This is a genomic window from Lysinibacillus sp. GW823-FHT06C08 (assembly GCF_058795135.1).
This window is the reverse complement of record NZ_JBXAHN010000004.1, coordinates 148,064-175,045: the sequence shown is the minus strand read 5'-3', so window position 1 is coordinate 175,045 and position 26,982 is coordinate 148,064. Positions and strand designations below refer to the sequence as shown.

General features: G+C 36.0%; 28 protein-coding genes and 1 riboswitch. Of the genes, 19 read left to right on the top strand and 9 right to left on the bottom strand.

All coding sequences use genetic code 11. The features are described from left to right. Both AC1Q6O_RS12535 and AC1Q6O_RS12530 read right to left on the bottom strand, forming a co-directional pair. The gene (locus tag AC1Q6O_RS12535) at positions 1–807 is read right to left on the bottom strand and encodes a cobalamin-binding protein (protein WP_089985667.1); all 807 of its coding nucleotides are present in this window, start codon (positions 805–807) and stop codon (positions 1–3) included. A gap of 153 nt (positions 808–960) precedes the next feature. Further along, positions 961–2,166, bottom strand: coding sequence for an iron-containing alcohol dehydrogenase (locus AC1Q6O_RS12530; RefSeq protein ID WP_008176772.1), 1,206 nt, complete (start codon positions 2,164–2,166; stop codon positions 961–963). A gap of 537 nt (positions 2,167–2,703) precedes the next feature. On the opposite strand from AC1Q6O_RS12530, the gene AC1Q6O_RS12525 reads away from it, so the two are divergent. The 4 genes from AC1Q6O_RS12525 (at position 2,704) to AC1Q6O_RS12510 (ending at position 6,348) form a co-directional block, all read left to right on the top strand. After that, positions 2,704–3,252 (top strand): MarR family winged helix-turn-helix transcriptional regulator, encoded by a 549-nt coding sequence (locus AC1Q6O_RS12525; protein WP_008176776.1) that lies wholly within the window; start codon positions 2,704–2,706, stop codon positions 3,250–3,252. A gap of 91 nt (positions 3,253–3,343) precedes the next feature. Further along, positions 3,344–4,540, top strand: coding sequence for an MFS transporter (locus AC1Q6O_RS12520; RefSeq protein ID WP_492401386.1), 1,197 nt, complete (start codon positions 3,344–3,346; stop codon positions 4,538–4,540). 687 nt (positions 4,541–5,227) lie between these two features. Further along, positions 5,228–6,082: a hypothetical protein gene (locus tag AC1Q6O_RS12515; protein WP_008176782.1), complete on the top strand. Its 855-nt coding sequence runs from the start codon at positions 5,228–5,230 to the stop codon at positions 6,080–6,082. A gap of 80 nt (positions 6,083–6,162) precedes the next feature. Next, the gene (locus AC1Q6O_RS12510; RefSeq protein WP_008176785.1) at positions 6,163–6,348 is read left to right on the top strand and encodes a hypothetical protein; all 186 of its coding nucleotides are present in this window, start codon (positions 6,163–6,165) and stop codon (positions 6,346–6,348) included. Between the two features lie 283 nt (positions 6,349–6,631). On the opposite strand, the gene AC1Q6O_RS12505 is transcribed toward AC1Q6O_RS12510, so the two are convergent. Next, positions 6,632–6,958 (bottom strand): hypothetical protein, encoded by a 327-nt coding sequence (locus AC1Q6O_RS12505; protein ID WP_342550514.1) that lies wholly within the window; start codon positions 6,956–6,958, stop codon positions 6,632–6,634. A gap of 329 nt (positions 6,959–7,287) precedes the next feature. On the opposite strand from AC1Q6O_RS12505, the gene AC1Q6O_RS12500 reads away from it, so the two are divergent. The 4 genes from AC1Q6O_RS12500 to tnpA all read left to right on the top strand — a co-directional run bounded on the left by AC1Q6O_RS12500 (position 7,288) and on the right by tnpA (position 9,231). Beyond that, positions 7,288–7,872, top strand: coding sequence for a DUF4352 domain-containing protein (locus tag AC1Q6O_RS12500; RefSeq protein WP_089985673.1), 585 nt, complete (start codon positions 7,288–7,290; stop codon positions 7,870–7,872). A 143-nt stretch (positions 7,873–8,015) separates the two neighbouring features. Further along, positions 8,016–8,270 (top strand): YolD-like family protein, encoded by a 255-nt coding sequence (locus AC1Q6O_RS12495; protein WP_089985675.1) that lies wholly within the window; start codon positions 8,016–8,018, stop codon positions 8,268–8,270. Further along, entirely contained in the window at positions 8,263–8,514 is a 252-nt protein-coding gene (locus tag AC1Q6O_RS12490) for a hypothetical protein (RefSeq protein WP_089985677.1), read from the top strand. The genes AC1Q6O_RS12495 and AC1Q6O_RS12490 overlap by 8 nt, the downstream gene beginning before the upstream one ends. Before the next feature lie 240 nt (positions 8,515–8,754). After that, positions 8,755–9,231, top strand: coding sequence for an IS200/IS605 family transposase (gene tnpA / locus AC1Q6O_RS12485; RefSeq protein WP_342530425.1), 477 nt, complete (start codon positions 8,755–8,757; stop codon positions 9,229–9,231). Positions 9,232–9,598: 367 nt separating this feature from the next. Here tnpA and rpsD read toward each other — a convergent pair whose 3' ends face one another. Then, a complete protein-coding gene (gene rpsD, locus AC1Q6O_RS12480) occupies positions 9,599–10,201 on the bottom strand; it encodes a 30S ribosomal protein S4 (RefSeq protein ID WP_008176787.1) in 603 nt (200 codons plus the stop codon). A 661-nt stretch (positions 10,202–10,862) separates the two neighbouring features. Between rpsD and AC1Q6O_RS12475 the strand changes: the two genes are divergently transcribed. Continuing rightward, on the top strand, positions 10,863–12,554 hold the full coding sequence (locus AC1Q6O_RS12475) for a sensor domain-containing diguanylate cyclase (protein ID WP_492401382.1): 1,692 nt from the start codon (positions 10,863–10,865) through the stop codon (positions 12,552–12,554). An 82-nt stretch (positions 12,555–12,636) separates the two neighbouring features. Here the strand turns inward: AC1Q6O_RS12475 and AC1Q6O_RS12470 are convergent, their stop codons facing one another. After that, positions 12,637–13,116: a GAF domain-containing protein gene (locus tag AC1Q6O_RS12470; RefSeq protein WP_342530422.1), complete on the bottom strand. Its 480-nt coding sequence runs from the start codon at positions 13,114–13,116 to the stop codon at positions 12,637–12,639. A gap of 24 nt (positions 13,117–13,140) precedes the next feature. After that, positions 13,141–13,935, bottom strand: coding sequence for a histidinol-phosphatase HisJ (hisJ, locus tag AC1Q6O_RS12465; protein WP_089985679.1), 795 nt, complete (start codon positions 13,933–13,935; stop codon positions 13,141–13,143). A gap of 162 nt (positions 13,936–14,097) precedes the next feature. On the opposite strand from hisJ, the gene ezrA reads away from it, so the two are divergent. The 5 genes from ezrA (at position 14,098) to AC1Q6O_RS12440 (ending at position 19,209) form a co-directional block, all read left to right on the top strand. After that, positions 14,098–15,801 carry a septation ring formation regulator EzrA gene (ezrA, locus tag AC1Q6O_RS12460; protein ID WP_008176795.1) on the top strand — a complete coding sequence of 568 codons (1,704 nt, stop codon included), beginning with the start codon at positions 14,098–14,100 and terminating at the stop codon, positions 15,799–15,801. Positions 15,802–15,884: 83 nt separating this feature from the next. Then, a complete protein-coding gene (locus AC1Q6O_RS12455) occupies positions 15,885–16,352 on the top strand; it encodes a GNAT family N-acetyltransferase (RefSeq protein WP_043990211.1) in 468 nt (155 codons plus the stop codon). Positions 16,353–16,470: 118 nt separating this feature from the next. Beyond that, a complete protein-coding gene (locus AC1Q6O_RS12450) occupies positions 16,471–17,625 on the top strand; it encodes a cysteine desulfurase family protein (protein ID WP_008176799.1) in 1,155 nt (384 codons plus the stop codon). Further along, positions 17,625–18,839 carry a tRNA uracil 4-sulfurtransferase ThiI gene (gene thiI / locus AC1Q6O_RS12445; protein WP_008176801.1) on the top strand — a complete coding sequence of 405 codons (1,215 nt, stop codon included), beginning with the start codon at positions 17,625–17,627 and terminating at the stop codon, positions 18,837–18,839. Before AC1Q6O_RS12450 ends, thiI begins: the two co-directional genes overlap by 1 nt. Before the next feature lie 151 nt (positions 18,840–18,990). Then, the gene (locus tag AC1Q6O_RS12440; RefSeq protein ID WP_008176803.1) at positions 18,991–19,209 is read left to right on the top strand and encodes an alpha/beta-type small acid-soluble spore protein; all 219 of its coding nucleotides are present in this window, start codon (positions 18,991–18,993) and stop codon (positions 19,207–19,209) included. Between the two features lie 73 nt (positions 19,210–19,282). Here the strand turns inward: AC1Q6O_RS12440 and thiE are convergent, their stop codons facing one another. The 3 genes from thiE to thiM are packed head-to-tail and all read right to left on the bottom strand — an operon-like array spanning position 19,283 to position 21,493. Next, positions 19,283–19,924, bottom strand: coding sequence for a thiamine phosphate synthase (gene thiE, locus AC1Q6O_RS12435; protein WP_342550512.1), 642 nt, complete (start codon positions 19,922–19,924; stop codon positions 19,283–19,285). After that, positions 19,914–20,738 carry a bifunctional hydroxymethylpyrimidine kinase/phosphomethylpyrimidine kinase gene (gene thiD / locus AC1Q6O_RS12430; protein ID WP_107922394.1) on the bottom strand — a complete coding sequence of 275 codons (825 nt, stop codon included), beginning with the start codon at positions 20,736–20,738 and terminating at the stop codon, positions 19,914–19,916. The genes thiE and thiD overlap by 11 nt, the downstream gene beginning before the upstream one ends. After that, entirely contained in the window at positions 20,726–21,493 is a 768-nt protein-coding gene (thiM, locus tag AC1Q6O_RS12425) for a hydroxyethylthiazole kinase (RefSeq protein WP_008176807.1), read from the bottom strand. The genes thiD and thiM overlap by 13 nt, the downstream gene beginning before the upstream one ends. 86 nt (positions 21,494–21,579) lie before the next feature. After that, positions 21,580–21,678, bottom strand: a riboswitch (TPP riboswitch). 187 nt (positions 21,679–21,865) lie between these two features. Here thiM and mbcS point away from each other — a divergent pair. The 5 genes from mbcS (at position 21,866) to AC1Q6O_RS12400 (ending at position 26,946) form a co-directional block, all read left to right on the top strand. Beyond that, positions 21,866–23,449 (top strand): acyl-CoA synthetase MbcS, encoded by a 1,584-nt coding sequence (gene mbcS, locus AC1Q6O_RS12420; protein WP_342550511.1) that lies wholly within the window; start codon positions 21,866–21,868, stop codon positions 23,447–23,449. A gap of 184 nt (positions 23,450–23,633) precedes the next feature. Further along, positions 23,634–24,647 carry a signal peptide peptidase SppA gene (sppA, locus tag AC1Q6O_RS12415; RefSeq protein WP_008176810.1) on the top strand — a complete coding sequence of 338 codons (1,014 nt, stop codon included), beginning with the start codon at positions 23,634–23,636 and terminating at the stop codon, positions 24,645–24,647. Between the two features lie 12 nt (positions 24,648–24,659). Beyond that, on the top strand, positions 24,660–25,286 hold the full coding sequence (locus AC1Q6O_RS12410; RefSeq protein ID WP_008176812.1) for an RDD family protein: 627 nt from the start codon (positions 24,660–24,662) through the stop codon (positions 25,284–25,286). A gap of 137 nt (positions 25,287–25,423) precedes the next feature. Further along, positions 25,424–25,927: a thiol peroxidase gene (tpx, locus tag AC1Q6O_RS12405; RefSeq protein ID WP_036119564.1), complete on the top strand. Its 504-nt coding sequence runs from the start codon at positions 25,424–25,426 to the stop codon at positions 25,925–25,927. Positions 25,928–26,016: 89 nt separating this feature from the next. Then, positions 26,017–26,946, top strand: coding sequence for a class I SAM-dependent methyltransferase (locus tag AC1Q6O_RS12400; RefSeq protein ID WP_342530408.1), 930 nt, complete (start codon positions 26,017–26,019; stop codon positions 26,944–26,946). Positions 26,947–26,982 lie beyond the last annotated feature (36 nt).

The following is a 26,982-nucleotide window of genomic DNA, read 5'->3' as shown; positions in this document are numbered from 1 at the left end:
TTATGATAAAAAACTTGGCAATTTTATATGTTCATATTGTTGAGGGTGCAATATTTTAGCTAGCTTTATAGCCCCTTCAATAAGGCGGGGAGAAGGGCGACAATAAAGCCATTCCTCCATCACATGGAGCTGTTTCATTTTCACGGCATGTAGCTCACTAGCATGAGGGCGCTTTAATAAGTTGGATGGCTGTATACGCTCAAAAGCTACGCCTACCCAAGCCATCATGATGTAGTCAGGCTTTCGTTTAACAACATCTGCCCAATCTGTTTGAACACTGGCTAGTTCGACATCCTGAAATAAATTGACTCCACCTGCAATAGCACTAATTTCTGTTAGCCAATTTATTTTTCCTGGTGTAAAAATAGGGTTCGGCCACCATTCCCAATAAAGGGTAGGTTTCTTCATGAGGGAGTTTGCAACTGTACGCATTTTGTCAATCGATTGCAAATATTCTTCCGCAATTATTTTAGCACGTTCTTCTACATGACAAGCTCTCCCGAGTGAAAGGAGATCTTGAGCAATTTCCTCTAACGAGTTAGCATTAAAAACAATATGTGGGATATTTCTTCTTTGCAATTCCTCGATGTTTTTCTCCATTCCAGGCACACTTAATGAAGCAAGAACAAGATCGGGCTGTAAATCCTCTAAATCGTCCATATTAATAGATAAATCTGGGCCGAGCTGTGGCAAATCTTTAACGCTGGATGGCCAATCGGAGAAATCATCTACTCCAACAAGCTGGTCTGTCAGTCCTAAATAGGCTACAAGCTCCGTATTGCTAGGGCATATCGAGATTAAACGCATATTGTTATCTCCTATTCTTTTTTAAGAAAAGTATAGCGAGAGTTTGCATTCTAAACAATCTAAACAATGTGTGTACGTTTTTTTTATCTTAGTGCATAGGAAAAAGGTGGAGAAAACGCTTTGTTTATCTCCACCTTTTGTTTTTAAAATTAATTATGAAAGAGCAACAGCTTCAAGCGATGCCTCTTTTTTCACGATAGGGCCCATTGCATTTGTAATAATTTGTTTAATATCCTCTAGTGTTGCCTTACGAGGATTTGTCTCAGCACATACATCTAACATCGCATTTTTTGCTAAAATTTCAATATCCTCGTCTTTTGCACCTAGTTCGCGGAAGCCGCTAGGAATATTCAAATCTTTTGATAGCTTTTCAATCGCTGAAATAGCTTTTTCAGCAGCATCTCGTTTACTTAATCCTTCCACATTTTCACCTAATAATTCAGCAATGCGAGCAAAGCGCTCAGTACGTGCTGTTACGTTGTAGCGGCAAACATGTGGCAATAAAATAGCATTACATACGCCATGAGGTAGGTTATAGTAGCCACCTAACTGATGAGCAATTGCATGGACATAGCCAAGTGAAGCATTATTAAAGGCCATACCTGCTAAAAATTGTGCATATACCATTTGTTCACGTGCTTCTAAATCAGCTCCATTTGCATAGGCACGTGGTAGGAATTCAGGAACTAGTTGAAGTACCTTCTCAGCACAAGCATCCGTAATTGGTGTAGCATTTGTCGAAACAAATGATTCAATAGCATGTGTCAATGCATCTACACCAGTAGCTGCTGTTAGAGCAGGAGGTAATCCAATCATCAGTTCTGGATCGTTAATCGAAACTAACGGAGTCACATGTTTGTCAACAATGGCCATCTTCACTTTACGTGCTGTATCTGTAATAATGGTGAAACGAGTCATTTCACTAGCAGTACCAGCCGTTGTGTTAATAGCAATTAATGGCACAAGTGGATTTTGTGATTTATCAACGCCTTCATAATCGTGAATGCGTCCACCATTCGAAGCAATAAGTCCGATACCTTTTGCTGCATCATGAGCGCTCCCTCCTCCAAGAGAAACGATTGAATCACAGCCTTCAGCATGGTAAGCTGCAATGCCATCTTCAATATTTTGATCTGTTGGATTTGGTTCTGCTTTAGGGAAAATTGCTACATCAATTCCAGCAGCTGTAATGATGTTTGCAATTTGTTCAGAGAGACCTAATTTGTGTAAGCCCTCATCTGTTACGATTAATGTCTTTTTCACTTCTAAATCATTTAAGTGTTTACCAACTTCTTGAATTGCTCCAGGTCCAAATAAGTTTGTTTTCGGCATAACAAATTGCTTTAGAACGTCTGACATACTTCCAACCCCTTTTTAAAAATTATTATTGCTTGAATGATGGTGAACCACCTTTCGGAATTCATCGTATTCTATTTTTTGTTAAAGTTCAACTCGTATTTTTATTAAAATTGTTCATTTTATTCTTGTTATTATTTTACAAAAAAGTTAGCTTATTAAATGATTCTTTGAAAACAAGAATTGTATAAGAATGTTGATTATAATAATGTTTAGAAAATGTTTTACTATAAAAATAAAATATATTTTTTGAGAAAAGGTTCTATTTGAAGTGGTCTAGGAATAGTAAATAACTGATATTTTGTTTTTAATATTAAGGTAGTGGATATATTATTTTGAAACTATGTAATTACTATTTTAAAGTACATAAAATTGTCACAAAATGAGAAGGGTTTATGATCGTTGAGAGGCATTGTGTTTGCGCTAAAAAAGGAGTAGCTTTTATTTTGAAGAAATTTGTGGAAATAAAAGTGCTTGCCTTCAACTAAATTTATAGTTAGAATATTTGATAGTTAGATAATCTAATTAAAAGGTGATTCAATGACAAAACTTAAGAAAACGTACATGAATGAAGATGATTTACCAGCCTTAGGGATAGAGCCGTATGTGGAACTGATTCAGATGTCTTCATCAAATGAAACAAATCATGAAGATGCGAAATTGGGTTTAATGTTGTTATGGTTAAGCGATTATGTTTTAGATGTAACAGACAATGAGTTAGCTCCATTTGGTATTACAGAAAGTAAATTGGACTTATTGCTATTACTGACATTACATGGAGAAAGACGTGCGACTCCGTCTGCTTTAGCCAAACGACTGGGAATTACGAGAGCATCTGCAACGTCAATGCTCGATTGGTTAGAAAAAAGAAATCTTGTTGTAAGGAATCATAGTAAGGAAGATCGGAGGAAGATATATGTAAGTTTAACGGATGAAGGTCGTACTTTTATAGCTGAAGTTTTACCGACATATTGGTCGTCGTGTGCTTCTAATTTAATCGATTTGGAGCCTGATGAACGAAAAGTATTTGAGAAGCTAGTGAGTAAATTATTAACATCAATACAAAGAAAACTAAATGTGGAGCGTTAAACTGTAGCTATGTTGGTACAGTTTAATTTTTAGTCATTTAATTAGATTATCTAACTATAAGTTAATCAAACTAAAAAGGGTGATTTATTTAATGAATATTGTAATTTCAGGTAATCGAGAAAATTATGCTTTAATGACAACTATTTTATCCTGGACAGGTATGGTAGTGATGTCTAGTCTCTATTTAACAATACCTCTGATTAGTTTATTCAGTGATTATTTTAATATTTCATTGGTTCAGGCAGGCTTTACATCAAGTGTTTTTTCACTTGGATTTGCACTAGGTTGTTTTTTCTATGGTGCGATATCAGAAAAATATGGTCGAAAAAATGTCATTGTATTTGGGCTTTTTTCACTAAGCATGATCACGTTACTTCTAGGATTAGTTAATGATTTTTCTATTATTCTTTTATTGAGAGGAATACAAGGGCTTGCGGCAGCAACATTTTCACCAGTAGCACTTGCTTATACTCTTGAGGTTTTTCCCAATGATCGAAAGGTTGGGGCAATTGGTTTTATCAGTACGGGATTTCTTGTTGCGGGTATAGCTGGGCAAGTGTTTAGTGGATATGTAAGTGAACATAGTCATTGGCACGTCATTTTTTATGTGCTTGCTGCAGTGTATCTTATAACTGCTTTGTTAGTCGTGTGGATCTTACCGAAGGGAGTACTTCAGAACGAATCTAAAAATATATGGGTTCCTCTGAAGAGAATCGGTATTATTTTTACCAATAGAAATTTGATATTTAGTTATATCATTTCGTTTGTATTATTAATGTCATTTGTCAGTATGTACATTATTTTAGGTGCATATTTAACGAGTGATTCCTTCGGTATGAATAGTCAAAACCTCATTTACATTCGTGCCTTTGGGATAGTAGGAATGGTGATGTCACCATTTGCAGGTAAATTAGCGAAGCGTTTTAATGTACTATTTGTATTAAAAATGGCCTTATGTCTTTCGATTATCTCACTAACCGTGATGAGCCTTATTTCAACTATAGCTGGTTTAACGATTATTAGTATTTTATTTGTCGGTGGGATTGCACTGGCGGTTCCTTCATTAGTAACACTTGTTAGTCAGTTAGGCTGGAATATGGGAGGGATTGCGGTCTCTATGTATACAGTCATTTTATTTGCTGGAACAAGTATTGCACCATTCATATCTGTTTATTTAATTCAAACTGGTAGCTTTACTGTAGCCTTCCTTCTTCTTGCTACAACACTTAGTATTGGATTAGTTTCTGCGCTATTGATTAAAAGTGGAAAAAACGTAGGTTCAAATTGATTGTTCATAAATTACGATTAAATGGTGAAAAAAGCCCTGAACCTTGATAGACAAATACAGACTAAATTTTTTACATTTACAAATGGGAAAACCTACAAACAGAGGAAGTTTCAAAAATGGATGTACATAATAGGAGAGGATATTTACAAAAAGAAATTCACAGGAACGTAGACAGACCGTCAATAATTAATTGAGCTGGTATCTAGAGAGATAGGCTTGGTTTAAACAAATTCTGGCCCTAATTTTTGCAATAACCTTTTGCAAAATTGGGGTCTTTTTTGGTGCATGATTGTGGAATCATTCCCTTAGACTATTCGTTTTCTTTTACAGAGGGGTACTGATCACAAGATACTGGCATTTGCCAGAAGTTTGTTGGAGGCCTTTATTTTAAAGTAATTCAGAGAATAAATTATAATTTTACCTTATGATAAAATATGTTGTCAATAATAAATTTGTGAAATTTTAAAAAAATGTTATAATAGTCTTATAATCATTTTTTTGAAATCGTATTTCGAAATCCGATGTCTATTTTTACAGATTGAATTTGGGACTTTTTTAAATCTTTTTTAAGCTAAAGAAAAAAATCAAAACAGTTTATGTGAGCTTTTAAGGACGTTAGTTGAATAATTATTAATTTATTATCTAATAGTAACCGAATTTTTTTATTCCCTAAGGAGGACTAGAATAATGAATCTAATCAATAAGAAAGTTACGCATAAGCGTTTTGGCGTAGGTAGTATCGTTAAGCATAATGATTCTAGTATTGAAATACATTTCGCATCTGAAAATAAGAAGTTTGTTTTCCCTGATGTATTTGGAACGCATCTAAAGCTACATGATAAAAGTGATGCTAGGTCACTTGAAGAAATTATACAAAAAAAGGAAAATGAACGAAAAGAGGAGGAATTGAAGAAGGAAGAGGAAAAAGTTTTACAACGAAAAAAGCTGGCGCTTCGCTTGGAGCATGAAAAGCTTATGAAAAACCATAAACTTCATCCCTCATCACAAATGGTTTTTTGGTGTGACACTGAAGAACAGACTACTTCTTTTTCAGAGTGGAAAGTTTTTTCAGGAGTCTTAAAAAGTGGCAATAACAAAGGAAAACCAAACAAGCCGAGTCGCTTGCATCCAAATAGCGCTGTGTTATTAACAGCAGTAGATTCGAGCAAGCTAGAAAAAGAAAGACGTATCTTAGGCGTCTATATGGTGAAAGAAGATTTTGTCGGCAAAATTTGTGAAGATGGATATATTCCTGCTCATTCCATATACAGATTGCAGCTTACAGAACAGGAGTCGGATCAGTTGCTTTTCTGGAAATATTATTTAAATGAAAAATCTCCTGAAAAAATGACATGGAATACAGGTAAATACCGATATTTTGAAAATTTATGGATGGCTCAAATTTTACTTGATATTATGTCATTGAAAAGTGACCCAAATGAACGAGAGCAGGCACAACAATTTTTTCAACATTTTTGTAAAATGAATCAAATATCAGCTCAAGAATTACCAAAACCTAATGGTGCATTAATGCGTATTTAGAAGGAAAAAATCGATTAAATGCAGAACCACAGAACAGAATTTAATTTTTAAAGTTGTAGTTAAACAAAAGGACGGATGTAATGAAATATAATAAAACAGTTATGCTAAAGCTTATCAATGAACATCGAGTACTGCATGATGAATTAAAAAAGCTAAAATCTGAAATGGGATTAGAGAAAAATTTTGCAGTAAAGGCCATGTATCATTCATTTGTTGCAGAGGATGGCCCTTATATGAAAGAGTACCAAGATTTAGAGCGATTATAATTAACGAATGGTAAGATAAGTTTATAATCAAGCTATTTATTTTATGGGAAACCAAAAAGTATGACTTTAACCGGAATGGAGAAATCCATTCTGGTTTTTCTTTTATCGATAAGTGACTGGACTGCAAACAGATTTACTCTTTATTCACTTATACTTGTAGTAGTAAATAATTTTGTTGAAGTAAGAACGCGTAGTTATAATATGAAAGGCTGAAGTACGCGAGGATAAATAAGAAGATAATTATACTCCTGTCTGCCCCCTTAAAAATCCCCTAAAATAAAAACTAAATACCCATCTTTTCTGATAAACGTTTGAATGCATAAAATAGACAGTTATCTGCATACGGCTCTTTAGTATGTGAAGAAATAAATACATCACCACTTTCTTTAAGTTGTTCACCATCTTCTAATAGAATTCCAGAACTCCACACTCTAATGGCATAAGAGGTTAAAGGTTCAGCTAATTCTGCAATTTCAAGTAATCGATTAAGCTGCTGGATATTCAGTACATTAGGTTCTTCTCGTTCTTCGTCGTTAATAACTACTTTAGTAAAACGATTACGAGGGATTAATTCCGCATCAACAGCCACATTAACTGTAACTTTAAACACGATGAAATAGTCGAAATATTGAAGGTTTGTAATCCTTCAATAAGGGTGTAATAACATAGGGTATTGGTGGCAGGAGTCAGTAGAAAAAATGAGCGACCTCAGTTATTGAATCTTAAAAATTTTGGTTTCTTTTCTAAAAGCAATCAGCCAAATCTTAAGCGAATGAACCAGTTATTAATAAAGCAAATCGAAAAAAGACAACTATTAAGCACTCTCATTTGAGGGTGTTTTTTCAATGAAAAGAGTGATGAAAAATGTAGAAATATGAAAAAAGTAATAGATTTACCTCGATTATCCATGTATATTTGTGTATAAGGAGGGATATTTTAATGAAAAAATTTTTAAAAATAGGTTGTGGTGGTTTTATTGCTTTATTTATCTTGTTAATAATTATCGGGATGTTTGTTGGCGATGATAATAAAGAAACAACAGATAAAGAGAAAGAACCAGTTACGGCATCAACTAACACTGATTCAAAAAATGATAAACCAGATGCTGGGAAGGACAAAAAGGTTAGTATAGGTGAAGAATTATCAGTTGGAAAAGTTATTTTTAAAGTTAATTCAATAAACGAAGTTAATGAGATTAGTGCTGCTAATGGATACATGAAATATAAACCTGATGCAGAAGGTGCAGTATTTTTGAATGTAAATGTGACTGTAAAAAATAGTGGAACAGAAATGATTCAAACAGATTCGAGTTTCTTTAAATTAAAAGCTGCTAATGGAGCATCATATTCACCATCAACTATTATCGTAGCGGATGATAAATATTTTACTTTTGAAGGAATTAATCCTGGATTAGCACTTACAGGTAACGTACTATTCGAAGTTCCAACTGGATTAACAGGTCTAGACTTACAAGTACAAACAGGTTTTTGGGGTACAGAAACAGGAATTATAAAATTAAATTAATTAATAAAGCCACCTTTGAGTGGCTTTTTATTATGCCAAAAAAGGATGTGATGACATGGCAACCATCCAAACAGCAATTCAGATTGAAGATCGTTTAAGTCAACCGATGCGTGCGATGCAGAATGCAGTATCTATGATGGTTAATCAAATATGATAAAAAACGTGACCTAACTCAGTGGGAGTTAGAGGAAATAGAACAAACCATACAGCGAGCGTTTAAATTGCAAAAATTAGTTAAATTAATGCTATGGCACCAGAATAAACTTCTAGGCCAGGTAGGGTTAATAACTGGCACCGATGTTTATAAAAAGCAATTACTATTAGAAACAGATTTATCAATTAAGCATATTACCTTTGATATGATCCGAAAGGCGTCATTGGTAGACGCTGATGATTAATCCAGAGCAACGCCAGCTTTTACACAAATACTTATTAATAGAACTAGCAGTAAAGTCACTACAGATGGATTATCAGAAAGTCGAACAACTTAAAATTAAAAAAGTCTTTGTGCCCCTAATTAGTTATAAGGAATGGAATGAATATATTCGTGCTGAGTGGGCAGAAGGATCATTTATCGGGAGAAGTAATGATAAAGAAATAAATAAAAGAGTATATGTTAATAAACATTGTAAGATTAAATGATTCTCTTATTTAAAATACAGAACAAATAAGCCATATTTACATTGTGTAAAAAGCTTAAAGTAATTATTAGTTATTATTTAAGTCGCTCATTTGAAAAATGAGTGACTATTATTGTATCTTTTGAAAACCCCTTGCTATGCGAGGGGTTCTAAAGAGCTTCTAGCTATGGACAAGAAAAAAACCCCAGCCGTACAATGAATTCAGGTCTGGTCAACCGACTTCGTACGAAAGGGGATCCAAATGGATAATAAAAGTTTAGCATACACAACATGGAATTGTAAGTATCACATCGTCTTTGCGCCAAAATATAGAAGGCAGATTATTTATGGACAAATTAAAGTAGATGTAGGTAGAATTCTTCGCCAGTTATGTGAAAGAAAAGGAGTAGAAATTATTGAAGCAACAGCATGTCCTGATCATATTCATATGTTGGTAAGTATCCCACCCAAATTAAGTGTTTCATCGTTTGTGGGTTATTTGAAAGGGAAAAGTAGTTTAATGATATTCGATCGACATGCGAACCTAAAATACAAATATGGAAACAGGAAGTTTTGGTGTCGCGGATATTATGTAGATACAGTAGGAAGAAACAGAAAAATCATTCAGGAATATATAAAAAATCAATTACAAGAGGATATTCTTGAGGATCAAATGACCATGAAAGAATTCATTGATCCATTTACAGGAGAAGAAATAAAAGCAAAAAAAGGAAAATGATAAAACCACTTTAGTGGTAGCGTGAAAACGGAGTGCGGTTGGCGGACCTTTCAGTGTGTCTTTAGACATGGGCCAGTACCCCAGCGTTTCACGCGTAGAGCAAACCACCAGTTAGACTGGTGGTTCTGATTAGGCTTAACTTTGAATAGTCGAAATACCTAGGGCTTAAAATAAAAATAAAGTACACCTGTCCGTTGTTTGTTTTTTAAAAACTAAGTAAGCAAAAAACGCTCCTCCAGTCGCTCCCCTAAACCCCCAGTAAGAAATACTAAATATCGAAAGTGAAATACAAAACAAAAACCCCGTAAACACTTGGTATACCAAGGTTACGGGGTTTAAGAATCCGAAGATTTCTATCGTTAAAAAATTAACGAGAGTAGTACTCTACGATGAATGATTCGTTGATTTCTGCTGATAACTCAGAACGCTCTGGAAGGCGAGTGAATGTACCTTCTTTTTTGTCAGCGTCAAATGTTAAGTAGTCAGGTACGAAGTTGTTTACTTCGATTGCTTCACCTACAACAGCAAGGTTTTGAGATTTTTCACGAAGAGAAATCGTTTGACCTGGTTTTACGCTGAATGATGGAATATCAACGCGTTTGCCATCTACTAAGATGTGACCGTGGTTAACTAATTGACGAGCTCCACGACGAGTACGAGCTAAACCTAAACGGTAAACTAAGTTGTCAAGGCGAGTTTCAAGAAGGATCATGAAGTTTTCACCGTGTACACCTTTCATTTTACCAGCGCGGTTAAACAGTGTACGGAATTGACGTTCGTTCATGCCGTACATGTGACGAAGTTTTTGCTTCTCTTGAAGTTGTAAACCGTATTCTGATAATTTTTTACGTTGGTTTGGACCGTGTTGTCCTGGTGCGTAAGGACGTTTTTCGATTTCTTTACCTGTACCGCTTAGTGAGATACCAAGACGACGAGATAATTTCCAAGATGGACCTGTATAACGAGACATATTGTTGTCTCCTCCTTTAAATTTGGTTTTTTTGTTGTAAAACAAAAACCAGTAGTACCCATTCTTACACGCATTTTATTTTCATGTATTTTCGCCTATGCAGCCGTTAGGTTACACAATACACCATCTATTTTTAATAGCTGACTATCTAAGTAGTTGTACAGAAGAAAATAGAGGAATAAAATACAATATAAGCTTATACCACTGCTGCGTTTATTTTACACAACCCTCATTGTAACTGCTTAGGACTTGTACGTCAATTATTAGTATTTAAAATTTTGTAACAGGCGTATAGTAGAAAATTCCTCACTGTACATTCCTAATGTGTCAGAAATAGTTAAAGATACGCTGTGAAATCTAAAATGTAAAAGTAAGGGAGAAATTACATAGTCAAAATGACACAAATTATGTATAATATATTATAAGTTAATAGTAATTGATTTGGACGTTATATAGAAAAGGTGATTTCATGACAGACCATTTACAAACGCTAAAATATATAAAATCTGATGTTTTGAGCTTTTGGGTGAGTTCTAATGAAGAACAAGCTAGTTTTAATGGGTATTTTTATTCATTAAAACAGTGTCTTAAGAAACACTTGGAAATTGATAATGCAGCTTTTCTTAGTTTTGAAGGTAATTCTTTAATACCTATTGAGGAGATGGCTTCATTAACAATTGAAACAAAGCTAAATGCTGTGTCATGGCTGATGATCGAAGCTAGTTTTTATCAACAAAAAGTAGTGAAAATTCCTTATATATTAAAGGCAAGACAGGCCTATTCAATGATGACAGATATGGTGCTTTTCCAAGCAGAGGGCAATAATCCCATTGGTGTATTACTTGTGGAGGCAACAGAGTCTTGGACAGACTTTATGACCTCAGATTACGGCGAAAAATGTATAGAAATACTTTCTCAGGTTCTTCAAATGATGAGAGATAATTTAGATGTAAAAATAAATGAAGACCAATATAGAAAACTATATAACATGACTGATTTATTTCATTCAACAATGGATATCGATTTAATTTTAGAAAATGTATTGAAAAATATAAGGGATAACTTCCCTGAATTTAATGTAGAGCTTATATTATCGAATGATCAAGACCGACACACGACCATCGATATTAAGCTTTTTGATTATTTATCCGAAAGACCTACAACTATTGAGGCTTTTGTATCAGGAGAGTTAACAACTGAACTTGCGAGTGATTTAAATTGCCGATTATTAAATGCACCTATTAAAGGAAGGCAGGCAATTTATGGCATATTACAAGTAAGTGCTCCAACTACTTACCTTTTTTCAACGACTGAAAAAGATTTTGTACGGATGCTTGCACAGGCGTCAGGAAATGCACTAGAAAATGCAAAGTTATATCATCAGTCGCATCGCCTCGTCAGTGACTTACAACTTATCAATGAAACATCACATCGTTTAAATATGAGGATTGACATTCATGAAATGTTACTTTTCCTACAAAAGCAGTTACTAAAATCTTTTCAACCAATGGAAGTTTGCTTCGCATTTAAAAAAGATGACACCTTTGAAGTAACGGGGGCAAGTACTTCGTTATTTAGTTCTGAAGAGGGTCAAACGTATATTAAGCATGTTGAACAACATTTTACTCAAACTAATGATCCGCTGTTTATAGCTGATTTTAGTCGATTAACCTCTAAACAAATTGATTATCGTTCCATAATGGCTATCCCTATTCTAATGGAAGAAAAGATCAATGGCTTTAGTATCGTCTTACATAAAGAGCCGTATTTCTTTTCGTTTGATAGCTTTAAATTAATGCAGTCTTTAATCCACCACTCATCTTTAGCAATTGCAAACTCTATTTTACGAACACAGCTTCAGGAAATGGTCGATTTGGATCATTTAACAAAACTATATGCACGTAGTTACCTAGATCATTTTGTAGAAAAGTCGCTTGAATATGATCAATCAGGGATGTTTTTACTTATTGATATTGATAATTTTAAACGTATTAATGACACGTATGGTCACCAAGTAGGTGATAAAATTCTTATGCAGATTGCCGTTCAGTTGAGGGAAACAATAGGCAGTCGAGGGATTTGTGCAAGGTGGGGCGGTGAAGAGATGTCTGTATATGTACCTAATATCAGTGAAAAAGAAGCTTTAGAATTAGCAGCAGCCATCGTTGAGGTAATCCCAAGTGCCACGGACCCTCAAGTAACGATTTCAGCAGGTCTCATTACATGGAATGATCAAGACCGACCGGCATTCCAATCTGTTTTCTTACATGCCGATACTGCTCTATATGAAGCAAAAAATAGTGGTAAAAATCGTTTTTGCATCCATGGTGATTCTTTTCAAACAAACCAATAAGATGGATGGCGTTAATGTAAATGGTACTATAAAATAAATTGCCCTGAAATGACAATGCATTTCAGGGCAATTTTTTAACACCTTATATGTGAAGCAGTAATGTTTGAACAAATTGCTCTAAGCCATCTTGATCATCCTGAGAGAAGCGATTTACAGTAGGACTATCGATATCAAGTACACCAATAATCTCACCTTGCTTCATTAAGGGTATGACAATTTCAGATTGGGAGGCAGCATCGCAGGCGATATGTCCTGGGAAATCGTGTACATCTTTGACAACAATCGTTTCTTTTGTTGCCACTGCAGTTCCACAAACTCCACGGCCAACCGGAATTCTAACACAGGCAGGCAGACCTTGGAATGGTCCAAGTACAAGCTCATCATCTTGTAAGAGATAGAAGCCAACCCAGTTAATATTTGTTAAAAATTGATTAAGAATGGCAGAAGCATTGCTTAAATTTGCAATCTGATCTGTTTCGCCAGTTAGTAGTGCATCTAATTGCTTAGATAGTGTAAGATATTGGTCAGCAATAGATCCTTCATAATTAATTAGTGTAAACATATATGCACCTCGTTTAAAAGTTATTTAGATCGGTAATATAACATTATAATGTTGATGTAAATCAGCCACGCTATGGGCATCTGAACCAAATACATAAGGTAATTCAATAGCATGACAATAATTGATAAAGGCAAATGGTGGATAGGGCTCCTGACAAAATGGCTTACTTAAACCAGCACTATTTACATCTAATTCATAGCCATCTTGCTTCATAATGTCTAAAACCTGGTGAATTCGAGTGTCGTCATTTATTTTCTCATGATGTGCTAGCTGAAATTTATGAATAAGTGATGGGTGTCCAATCCGTTTTGGTTTATAGGGACCAAGATCTGCCTTTATAGATTGTAGGACTGTATCATAATATAAATGATATACCTGTTCAACAGAGCCAACTTTCTTAGAGAAATCAATAAAGCATTCGGGAGAGTAGTCGATACATTCAAAGGTGTCCTGCCACTGTAAAAAATGAACTGACAAGATGGCATCATCTAAAAAATGTCCATATGTATCAAGAAAATGACGAGTTTCTTGTTCAAATCCTTTGATATAATCCACTTCTAACCCAATACGAATGTGAATATCTTTCGCATATTGTTTTTGCAGGCATTGTAATTCTTCAATATATGGCATAAGATACCCGGCTTTCATCCCACTATCTTGCTGTGGTGTAGGATCAATAAAACCGTCTGGTAATGGGGCGTGTTCTGTAAACGTTATATCTGTGAAATTATGAGAAATTGCTTTTTCAATATATTGAATGAACGTGTCCGAACTGCCATGTGGACAATAAGGACTATGTATATGCCCATCACGTTTCAAAATGTACCACTCCTTTAGATCTATAGACCGCTATTTTAATATTTTACAATAGCAAAAATACAGTTTTCTGAAAATCACTTAAATTTTAGTACAAAAGGCGAAAACATAGTATATAATAAATACAACTAGCCAATTCGTTTATTGTAGAATAGGAGGCTTACGATGGAGTATATCATCATTCCGATAATCCTACTATTAATTTTAGCCATAGTAGGATTTATGATGCGAAGAAAACATGTTGCAATTATTGCAAAACTTGAAAATGAAAAATTACAAATACAACATAAACCTATAAATGAAGAAATTTCAAAAGTAAAATCTTTGAACATGAACGGTGAAACGGAAGAAATGTTTGAACGATGGCGCAATATTTGGGATGAAGTCATCGATGTACATATGACTAAAATCGATTCACTTTTATTTGATGCAGAAGATCAAATTAATCGACTTCGTTTTAAAAAAGCGACATTAATTGAACGTGAAATCGAAGACTATATCGAAAAATGTGACCAAGATAAAGATAAAATTTTAGAAGAATTAAATGAATTAATTGGCAGCGAAGAAAAAAATAGAATTGAAATTGAACAGTTAAAGGAATATTACCGTTCTGCGAGAAAAACATTGCTAGCACACCAGCATTCCTTCGGTGTAGCATTACCTGCACTGGAGAAAAAGCTAGAGGAATTTGTTGAGAAGTTTGAAAAATTTGATGTTCTGACGAATGAAGGTAATTACTTGCAAGCAAGGGAAATTGTAATTAGCCTAAATCAGGAATCACAGCAGACATTCGAATATATAAATGATGTCCCAACGATTTTGACGGAATTACAAGTTAAGCTCCCAGGAGCAGTTCAGGAATTGCGTAATGGTCAACGGGAAATGGAAGACCAATCTTACTATCTGCAGCATTTAGAATTAGCGGAAGCATTAAATAAATATGAAAAAGAATTTACTTCGTTAAAAAATGACCTAGCAGAGCTAAATTTAATGGTTGTTAAACCTCGTGTAACAGAAATAAATGAAGAAATCGATCATTTTTATGATTTACTGGAAAAAGAGGTTATTGCCAAAAATTATGTGGATCAAAATTGTGATCGTTTATTAAGCTCAATCACAAACGTTATAACGTCTACAAAATCAGTGAGTGATGAGGCAACCTATGTACAACAAAGCTATCACTTAAACGAAAAGGATGCTGAAATTCCAAAAGCTGCATTAAAGCAATTGGAAGCACTGCAACGTCGTTATGATTTATTATCCATGCGTGTCAAAGAAGAAAAGTCTGCGTATTCAAGCTTGCAAGAGGAATTAATAGAAATAAGTGAAGAGCTTGAACGAATCCATGAAGAGCAAGGTCATCTGTCTAATACAATGAAGAAACTTCGTATTGATGAAAATAAGGCCCGTGCTCAAGTCGAAAACTTAAAGAAAATATTACAAGATACAGATCGTCTCCTAAATAAGGCGAATATTCCAGGAGTCCCAGAGGAGATGGACGCACGACTTGATGAAGCGGCAGAGCATATATATGTAGTTATGCAAAGTCTGCAGGAAGTTCCGCTTAATATGGGAACGGTTCATAATAATTTAAATGCTGCGACACTTTGTGTAGAGGATGTTAAAGCAAAAGCTCATGAATTAATAGAGAATGTAATGCTTATTGAACGCATTATTCAGTATGGCAATCGTCATCGTGCATCTAATCCGACATTAAATGCACGTTTAAAAGAGGCTGAGGAAGCATTCCATCAATTCCGTTATTCCAAAGCATTAGAGGAAGCAGGGACAGCAGTGGAAGAAATGGAGCCAGGTGCATTAAAGCGCATCCAAGAAATGGTTGCAGAACAGTCTATGGCAAAAAATTAAAACTACATTTGTGCTGTCTAAAAAGTATAGCAATTACTTTTTAGACAGCTTTCTTTTTAAATTTTGTAAAGGATGTGATACGAGTGGAACTATTAATTCGAAATATGAACGAAAAGTATGCTCAGGAAATTATATGTTGGCAATACGAAGAGCCCTATGATTTTTATAATAATGAATTATCCGAGGAATCCTTGCGGGAATTTCTTGACAATCCTTACTTCGCCATTATGAATGAACAAGAGGAGTTAATCGGTTTTTATTGCACGGGGTCAGCTGCCCAAGTGCCAAAAGGACATGATTTTAACGCTTATTCAGAAGAGTATATAGATATTGGTATTGGCATGAAGCCAACGCTAACAGGAAAAGGTTTTGGTACAAAATTCTTTTCATTCATCATCAAGAATATCCAGCAAGAATACGCTACGCCACTTCGTTTAACAGTTGCCCAATTCAATAAGCGAGCGATATTCCTTTATGAAAAATTAGGATTTGTGAAAGAGCTTGAATTTAGTACGCCAACGGAATTTATTACGATGTTAAAAAAATTGTAAGAGCGATCCTTTCTAATGATTAAAATATGAATTATCGTTAAAGTTAGTGGTCAATCTCCACAGATTGCGTTATGATAAAAACCGTTACATCAACGTTTTGAAAGTGTGTGAAAATATAATGAACGAGACAATTTATTTGGATAATAGTGCCACAACAAAACCATTAAAAGAAGTTCTACAGGCGTTTATGGTTGTGAATGAGCAGTATTATGCCAATCCTGCATCTATCCATGCGATGGGTGTTGAAGCAAATGATTTATTAATGCGTGCACGTGAGCAAGTAGCAGATATTTTGCAAACAGAAGCAAAAAATGTGCTATTTACTTCAGGTGGTACGGAATCGAATAATGCGGCGATTTTTGGAATAGCACGTAGCAATACACATATAGGAAAGCATATTTTAACGACTGAAATAGAACATCCTTCAGTTTTAGAGACTGTTAAACAGCTCTCAAAAGAGGGCTTTGAAGTGGAATATTTAAATGTTGATCAGCGTGGTGTTATTTCGTTGGATGAACTTCGTGCAAAAATACGAAAAGATACAATTTTAGTAAGTATGATGCATGTAAACAATGAAATGGGTGCGATTCAACCGATAGAGGAAGCTGCTAAATTAATCCATGAAATGAGTCGGGCAGCCTTACATGTGGATGCTGTACAAAGCTTTGGAAAATTGGCTGTATCCTTTAAGGGTGAAGAGGGACCGGATTGTATTTCAATCTCAGGTCATAAAATTCATGGCTTTAAAGGCTCTGGTGTATTAGCATTCCGTAAAGCGATAAGATGGCAGCCATATGCACTTGGTGGCGGCCAAGAATTTGGATTGCGTAGTGGGACTGTTGCTGTTCCACAAGCTGTCGCTTTATCTAAGGCAGCTCGGATGGCGGTTGAAACCATGAATGACCATGCAAAAAATTATCGTCAATGGCATGATGAAATACTTGCACAGTTACACGAATATGGAGAAGCTATTCATATTTTATCGACTCCGCAGGGAGCGTCACATATTATATCTTTCAGTGTTCGCGATTTAAAAGGAGAAGTCATCATTAATGCGATGCAAAAACGAGGCGTTATTGTATCTACATCCAGTGCTTGTTCTTCGAAGCAAACTAAAACAAGTCATGTTGTTGAAGCATTGCATCTAGATGAGCATTATAAAAAAGGTGTTATCCGTATTAGTTTTGGTGCACATAACACGGTCGAAGATATTGAAAAGTTTAAACAAGTATTAGCAGAAGTAATGCTAGAGCTTAAAGGAGAAATAAAGTAATGATTTGGAAAGAAATTTTAATTAGATATGGCGAACTTTCTACAAAAGGTCGCAACAAGATGGATTTTATCCGCCGTTTACGTGAAAATATCCGTCATGCATTTGCTGATTTAGGACATCTCCATATTCGTACAGAACGTGATCGAATGTTTATTGCGATAGAGAATGAAGAACAAATGCAAACACTAGTAACAGGTTTGCCTAAAATTTTTGGTATTCAATCATTTAGTCCGGTTGCAGCATGTGAAAAAGATATGGAAAGTATGAAAAAACTGGCGATTACGATAATGGAGACATTTAAAGAAAAGCCATATACATTTAAAGTGGAAGTGAAACGTACCGATAAAACCTTCCCATTAGAATCACACGCGATTCAACGGGAGATTGGTGGATATGTTTTACCTCAATTTAATAATTTATCTGTTAAAGTGAAGCGACCTGATATTGAGTTACGTGTAGAAGTCCGCCATGATGCAACCTATATGATGGCACAAGTCATTCCAGGTGCAGGCGGAATGCCTGTAGGATCAAACGGGAAGTCATTGTTAATGCTTTCAGGTGGTATTGATAGTCCAGTTGCAGGTTATTTAATGATGAAACGCGGAGTCCGTTTAGAAGCCATTCACTTTTTTAGTCCGCCCTATACAAGCGAAAATTCATTGGAAAAAGTAAAAGTGCTTGCAAATGAGTTAACGAAATTTGGAGCTAATATACGATTACATGTTATTCCTTTTACTGAAATACAAGTTCTGATTAAAGAAAAAGTACCTTCTAATGTATCAATGACAACAACTCGGCGTATGATGTTAAAAGTTGCAGATCAAGTGCGAGAAGAAATCGGTGCTCTTGCGATTGTCACAGGAGAAAGTCTTGGACAAGTAGCAAGTCAAACACTTGAAAGCTTAACAGCAATAAATGCAGTAACGAATACACCTATTTTACGACCGTTAATTTCATCAGATAAATTAGAAATCATTGAGTTAGCTGAACAAATCGGCACATATGAAACATCTATTCAGCCTTTTGAGGACTGCTGTACAATCTTTACGCCTGCTAGTCCTAAAACAAAGCCTAAGCTCGAAAAGGTTGAGCATTACGAAAGCTTTTCTGATTTTGATGAACTGATAGCACGCGCGGTCAAAAATCGTGAGGTCTATATTTTCCCTAAGAAAGAAGAAGAGCAAAAGCAAGATAAGTTTGCTGATCTTTTATAAATCAAAATTTCAAAAGCCGTCTCAAATAGCTTATTTGAGACGGCTTTTTTGTATAGTTCGCCGAATGCCAATAGAGGTACATTTTACCTTTATTTTTTTTGTATTAAAAATCTAATAACGCACATTCTATATTCACAAGGAGGTGAGAAACATGGCTTCAAACAACAACCGCAGTTCAAACCAGCTTGCAGTACCTGGTGTACAACAAGCACTTGATCAAATGAAATACGAAATTGCACAAGAATTTGGTGTTCAATTAGGGGCTGACGCTTCAGCTCGTGCTAACGGTTCCGTTGGTGGTGAAATCACTAAACGTCTTGTACAAATGGCAGAATCTCAATTAAAAGGTATGCCAAACAACAACAACTAATAAATGCTAACTAAGCATTTATAAACTCAAAACCAGTGACCGTAAAAGGCACTGGTTTTAGTTTGTTTATCAATCATTTTTTTATGCGAGATAAAGACTTAAACATGGATACTGTTTGTTCAATATCCTTACTGTCACAGATAGCAGAAATAACAGCAACTCCGTCAGCACCAGCTTGCAAAACAACATTAGCGTTTGTCCAATTTATTCCACCTATGGCTACAATGGGAAAGTTAGGCTGCAATTTGGAAGCTTGCTGTAAAAAAATTGTGCCACATGGTGGTTGTGCATCACTTTTAGATGTTGTGGCAAAAATAGGTCCAATTCCTACATAGTCCGCATGATGGTCAATAGCCGTTTGTAGCTCTTCCTGTGAATGTACAGAAACGCCAAGGAGCCGGTTTGCCATTTTTTTACGTGCAATGGCAATCTGTTCATCATCTTGGCCAATATGAACACCATCTGCACCAAGTCGAACTGCTAGATCCACATCATCGTTAATGATAAACGGCACACGGTAATGTTGACATCGTTTTTGGCATTGGCGGGCAAATTGCTCATAAGCTAATCCTGTTAATGCATTAGGACCCTTTTCACGTAATTGAAACATAGTAATGCCAGCCCGCAGCGCTTGTTCGAGTACAGCTAAAGGTTCCTGTTGGGAAACATTGCTTGTACCCATAATAAAATAAAGCTGTAAATCTTCACGTTTCAAGTAATTTCACCTCGCAGGCACCTTTATGCAACTGATAAGCAAAATGATTTGTGGGCCCATGACCATTACCAATGTCTAAATCGTGCATAATGGCTAATTGTATAAATTTTTTAGCTTCGATAATAGCTTTTTCAATGGACAAACCTTGACCAAGGAAAGCCGTGATAGCTGCTGAAAATGTACAACCTGTACCATGTGTGTTTTCCGTCGAAATACGAGGAGACTGCATGGAAAATGATTTGTCATTTTTTATAAATACATAATCAATTGCATATAACGAATTGGGTAGATGCCCACCTTTAATGATGACACATTGAACACCTAGTTGGAAAAAGCATTGAGCAATTTCCTCCATATCCGAGAAATGATTTATTTTTCTTCCCGTAAGTGCCTCTGCTTCTGGTATATTTGGTGTCACAATTGTAGCAAGAGGAAGTAAAGACATGCGCATGGCCTCGATAGCCTCTTGCTGCAGTAAGCTTTCTCCACCTTTTGCAATCATAACGGGATCAACAATTAGTGGGATTTTTAAATCGTCAATAATGTGTGCAATACCTTGAATAATTTCCGAGGAATAAAGCATCCCTGTTTTAATCGCAGCAATCGAAAAATCTTCAAGTAATGCATGAAATTGTTTTTCAACAAAGTCAACGTCAATTGGGAAAACCCCTGTTACACCAATTGTGTTTTGAGCAGTTAATGCTGTAATAACGGAGGTGCCAAAAACCCCTAATTCCTGAAATGTTTTTAAATCAGCCTGAATGCCAGCGCCACCGCCACTATCCGAGCCTGCAATTGTCGTTACAATATGCATGATGCCTCACCCTCCTTTGAAAGACGATGTAAGGCATTAAGCAAAGCAATTTGAATATCCCCGATATCCTCTGTAAATGCGGATGCTAACTCAGCTGCTTTTTTATAGTATGTCAGTGTTTCCGCTAATTGGCTATACGGATCATCTCCTGAAGAGAAGGCTGCTCCACATATAGCGCTAAGTAAACAGCCTGTACCCGTTACTTCAGTCATTTGTGAATTTCCACCTGTAATCCATTGGCTCTGCACACCGTCTGTCATAAAATCATGTTTGCCTGTAACAATGACTATACAGTTGTAGCGTTGAGCCAATAGTGTAGCCTCAGTCTCTATGGCAATAAATCCCTCACCACTATCAACACCTTTTTGTTGCCATTCTACATTGGCTAATGCCGCAAGCTCACCCTTGTTACAGCGTATGACTGCAAATTGTATAGCTGAAAGTAATAGGTGTACGGTTTCCTTGCGATAAACTGTGGCACCTGCGCCAACCGGATCTAATATAACAGGAATGGCAAGGGTATTTGCTTTTTTTCCTGCTAACAGCATTGATTCTTTTGTTCGGTCATTTAGTGTACCAATATTGATTAAAAGAGCGTCTGCAATGGCGACCATTTCCTCCACCTCATGGCTATCATCAGCCATGACAGGAGAGGCACCTAATGCCAATAGACCATTGGCTTGGAAATTAGCCACGACATAATTAGTTATACAGTGAATAAGCGGTTGTTGTTGACGAATTGTTTGAAAAATCATTTTAGTCCTCCTTTATTGGTGGACGTAAGCATGCAAAAAAGGCCCTTTTTACGTAAAAATGCACGAAAAAGAGCCTTTCATCTGAAAAAACGATGTTCATTGCTCCCTACGTCAGTATTAACTAACAGGTTCAAAGGGTCAGGTTTTACCTTCTCAACTCTTTATGAGTCCCCCTGCAATCTTGCTTATAGTTGACCAAAATGTACCATACTTTTCATATGTATTCAATAGCAAGTTTTCCTATCGACAAAACGTGACTGATGCCATATAGCTAAGCATGATAGTTGTCATGACTTTACTTAAATCAAGTGTAAACCATTGAAAATACTAGAAAAGGAGTATAATGTGTCTTAACAAAAGGGGGCATTTGCCATGAATAGACAAGAATTAGTAGCACCAGAATGGTATAACATAACAGATGAATTTGAAAAATATGCAAAGGATTCAACTAAAAATGCATTGATTATTTATCATGAGCATTCTGATGTACAATTTATCACCTACGCACATTTACTTGAAAGAGCGAATCAGGCGGCACATGTCTTTACAAAAAGTGGATTAACTAAAGGTGATGTCATTTTAGTGATGGTACCACGCTCAGTAGAAGCATACATTGTCTATATTGCTGCATTAAAAGCGGGTTTAATAATCATTCCAAGCTCTGAAATGCTAAGAACAAAAGATATTGAGTATCGTATTCATCATGCTGATGCTAAAGCTGTTGTAGCCTTTGAGCCTTATATTGAGCAATTTGATCAAGTAGGGAATTTACAAAATATACAGCAATTTGTTATCGGTAATGCACATGAACCATGGCAGCCGTTAGTAGACAAAATGCGAAAGCAACCAACAACTTACATAAGTTCTACACCAACAAAAAGTACAGACCATGCCTTTTTAGCTTACACAAGTGGCACAACAGGTAACCCGAAAGCTGCTGTGCATACTCATAGCTGGGGCTATGCACATTTACGGACAACAGCCCCACACTGGCTAGGAGTACAAGAAAATGATATTGTATGGGCAACTTCAGCACCAGGATGGCAAAAATGGATTTGGAGTCCGTTTCTCGCGATTTTAGGCAGCGGTGCCACTGCATTTGTTTATAAAGGAAAGTTTGATGCAGCAACATATTTAGCGTTGCTTGAAAAATTTAAGATGAATGTCTTATGTTGCACACCGACAGAATATCGTTTTATGGCAGCACTTGAAAATTTACAGGAGTATGACATCAGTTCAATTCGACAAGCTGTTTCAGCAGGTGAGCCATTGAACAGTGATGTCATTAAAAAATTCTCAGACACTTTCCATCTACAAGTGCGAGATGGTTATGGTCAGACTGAGAATACACTTCTTGTAGGGACTATGGTTGGTATGGACGCAAGAGTTGGTTCGATGGGTAAACCTACGCCAGGCAATACGGTTGACATTATAGACGATTTTGGCGAGCCAGTTGCTATAGGAGAAGTAGGTGATATTGCTGTTCATCGAGAAACACCTGCACTTTTTAAAAAATATTTAAATGATCCTGAACGTACTAATTTACAATTCCGTGGTGATTGGTATATAACAGGGGATCGAGCTTATAAAGATGCGGACGGCTATTTTTGGTTTGAAGGCCGCGGAGATGATGTTATTATTTCCTCAGGTTACACAATTGGACCTTTTGAAGTAGAGGATGCGCTGATGAAGCATCCGACTGTGAAAGAGGTTGCTGTCATTGCAAGTCCCGATAAAGTTCGCGGGAACATCGTTAAAGCATTCATTATCCTTCATAATGGTGTTAATTGTAATCAAGAGCTTATTCAATGCCTTCAAAATCATGTCAAATCATTAACGGCACCTTATAAATACCCACGTGCTATTGAATTTGTTACTGAGTTACCCAAAACTGCATCTGGTAAAATTAGACGTGTTGAATTAAGACAACAAGAATTAAAACATCTTGTACAATAATCATTTCCTAGGAAATAATGTCGAAAATCAAAGTTCATGCAAAGAAATGAACTTTGATTTTTTTTATATTTTTAGGTAAGGTATTATGAGGAAATAAATAGAATAAAACTTTTTGCATATTATTGCAAAAAAATGAAACAAATGAGCAAGTCATACGTATTACGAGTTAAGGAGGCGGAAAGACATGAATGTTAAAAGGTGGGTTGCATTAATAGTGGCTGGTGTTCTTTTACTGTTTTCATTAGGGATTAATACCATTTTTGCACTATTTAAAGCAGATTTCCTAGGTAATTTTGACAGTTTAATGGCAGGAAATAACCTAGATGTATATGAAAATGTAATTGAAGGAGATAATTATGATAAAAGGATTGCCTATTTAAAGGTAGATGGAACAATCCAAGATATTGGATCAAGTTCACTATGGCAACCTGTTGCATATGATCATCAATTTTTCTTAGATCAATTGGATAATATTTTGTACGATGATACGATTCAAGGAATTGTTTTAAGTGTTAACTCTCCGGGTGGAGGGGTAAAAGAATCTGCTGAAATTTATAAAAAGCTATTAAAAATTAAAGAAGAACGACAAATTCCAATTTATGTATCGATGGATTCGATGGCAGCATCTGGTGGCTATTATATTTCAGCTCCAGCAGATAAAATATTTGCCCATCGGGATACAATTACAGGCTCGATTGGTGTAATCATGCAATCTATTAATTATCAAGCATTGGCTGAAAAAGTAGGTGTCAAATTCGAAACGTTTAAATCTGGCGAGCATAAGGATATGCTAAGTCCAATGCGTGATGTGACACCAGAGGAACGAGCGATGATGCAGGATATGATTAATGAAACATACGAAGAATTTGTAGATATCGTTGAACAAGGACGTAATATGTCAGAAGCTGATGTGAAGAAAGTGGCGGATGGACGTATCCTTGGCGGTACAAAAGCACTTGAAGCCGGTTTAGTTGATGAAATTGGCGACGAAGAAGCTGCCATTGCAGCCTTACGCGCAGATTTTGGACTAGAAGATGCTGCATTATTTGAATATGCCTATGATATGGGCGGATGGCAATCTTATGTTGGAATGAAAATTGGCTCTATGTTCGGTCCTTCTGCAGAGGAAAAAATGCTAATGAAAATTATGACGGATTACAATGCACCGAAAATGATGTATTTATACGGTGAATATTAAGGAGGGAGTTCAATGACAAACAATGAAGTTGTTATGCAAGGTTCACCCTCAATGGAAAATGGCTTTTTTAACAATGGCACGGAAGATTCAACAAGTCAAAAAAACTACACATTAAAAACGGCAGGCTTTTGGATCAGATTGTGGGCATTTTTATTGGATGGATTTATTGTATCTGCTGTAGTTGGCATACTCATTAACCCTATCTTTTATTTAATGGACTGGTCCTTATCAGAATCAGTTTGGTATGCTCCAATCTCCATTATATCGGCGATTCTTTATTACAGTTATTTTGTCCTTATGACGAAATTCTTTGGTCAAACGCTAGGGAAGATGGTATTTGGGTTACGTGTAATTTCATTAAAGCATGATAACCTTACTTGGTCAGATGTGTTATTCCGTGAATGGATTGGGCGTATTATTAATAATATTGTGATGCCTCTCTATATTTTGGTAGTTATTTTGCCAGACAATCAAGGGTTGCATGACTATTTTGCCGATACAACAGTGGTGCATGAGAAAGTCTATATTGAAAAGAACTTGGCGCCACTTGCTATAGAGAAAAAGGAAGAGCTTATAGTGTCTATTGAACAAGAGGGAAAACCTGAGCTAGAAAAACTAGAAGAAAAAAATGAACAATAAACAAGAGACTGTCTCAAATGAAGAGACAGTCTTTTCTATTACTAGCTAACACTTAGAATAAAGTAAGCTATCTTAGTTGCAATTAATTCCCTTCATTTAGTAATATTATGTACATATGAAGATTAGGAGGCGTTTATATGGCACAAGTAACATTTAAAAATGGTCCAGTGACACTAGTAGGTAATGAAGTAAAGGTGGGCGATTCTGCACCAGATTTTACAGTATTAGCGAATGACCTTTCACCTGTAACATTAAAAGATTCCGAGGGGAAAATTCGTTTATTTAGTGTAGTACCATCATTAGATACTGGTGTATGTGATGCGCAAACACGTCGTTTCAATGAAGAAGCAGCTAACTTAGGCGATAATGTAGTGATTTATACAGTATCTGTAGATCTTCCATTCGCTCAAAAACGTTGGTGTGGGGCAGCAGGTATTGATGCCGTTCAAACGGTTTCTGATCACCGCGACCTTTCATTTGGTGAGGCTTATGGCGTGTACATTCAAGAATTACGTCTTCTGACACGTGCAGTATTTGTTGTGGATGCAAACAATAAAGTAACATATGTTGAGTATGTACCTGAGGCAACAGACCATCCAAACTATGAAGCGGCTATTGAAGCTGTTAAAGCACTAGCATAATGGCCTGCTTTTAGGCTAAGATAATACTAGACAAAGGGGCTGTGACGAGTGTTTGTCACGGCTCTTTTCTGCTTGAAAGGAAGTTATCTATGGAAAACATCGAGAAATTATTTGGTATGCTAAATGAGCATGCTGAAAAAATCGAAAAAGAACACAATACAACTTTGTTAGAGGGGTTACTAGATGGGCTAGAGGCATGGCTTGATGGAGAAGTGGATTTCTCACAAAAGGATGCAACAAAAGAGGATATTCGCAAGTCTATTCAAATTACCATTCTAAAAGGAATGCGTAAAAGTTCACAACCAAACCATCAAATGACGCCTGATACGTTAGGGTTATTAGTGGGCTATTTTGTTGAACAAATCTTTGCTGAACGTCTTGAGCATGACAAAATTTCGATTATGGATCCAGCAGTAGGAACAGGAAATTTATTACTAACAGTTATGAATTTATTAGATGGTAAAGTGGAGGCTACTGGTGTAGAGGTAGATGAGCTACTTATACGTTTGGCTGCAGCTACAGCTGATTTAACAGAGCAACCGATTTCTTTATATCGTCAGGATGCCTTACAAGATTTATTGGCAAATCCTGTTGATGCAGTAGTATGTGATTTACCTGTTGGTTATTATCCAAATGAAGAAATTGCCCTTGAGTATGAATTGTGCGCGCCTGAGGGAATGAGCTATGCCCACCATTTATTTATTGAGCAGTCTATGAATTATACAAAGGAAGGTGGCTACTTATTTTTCCTTGCGCCATCACATCTTTTTGATTCAGAGCAGTCTAAGCAACTTCATAAATACATTCAAAAGCATGCTTGGATTCAAGCGATTATTCAACTACCTGATTCCATGTTTGCCAATAAATCATTAGAAAAGAGCATTGTCATCTTGCAAAAGCAATCGAAGGAATGTAAATCACCTAAAGAAGTGCTTTTAGCAAAAGTACCAAATATGCAAAATAAGCAGGCACTTGCTTTATTCTTTGAAAAAGTGAAAATGTGGAAAGAGGGCAAGTAATTGCTCATAGAATTCAAAAAGGTATCCTACAGTAGG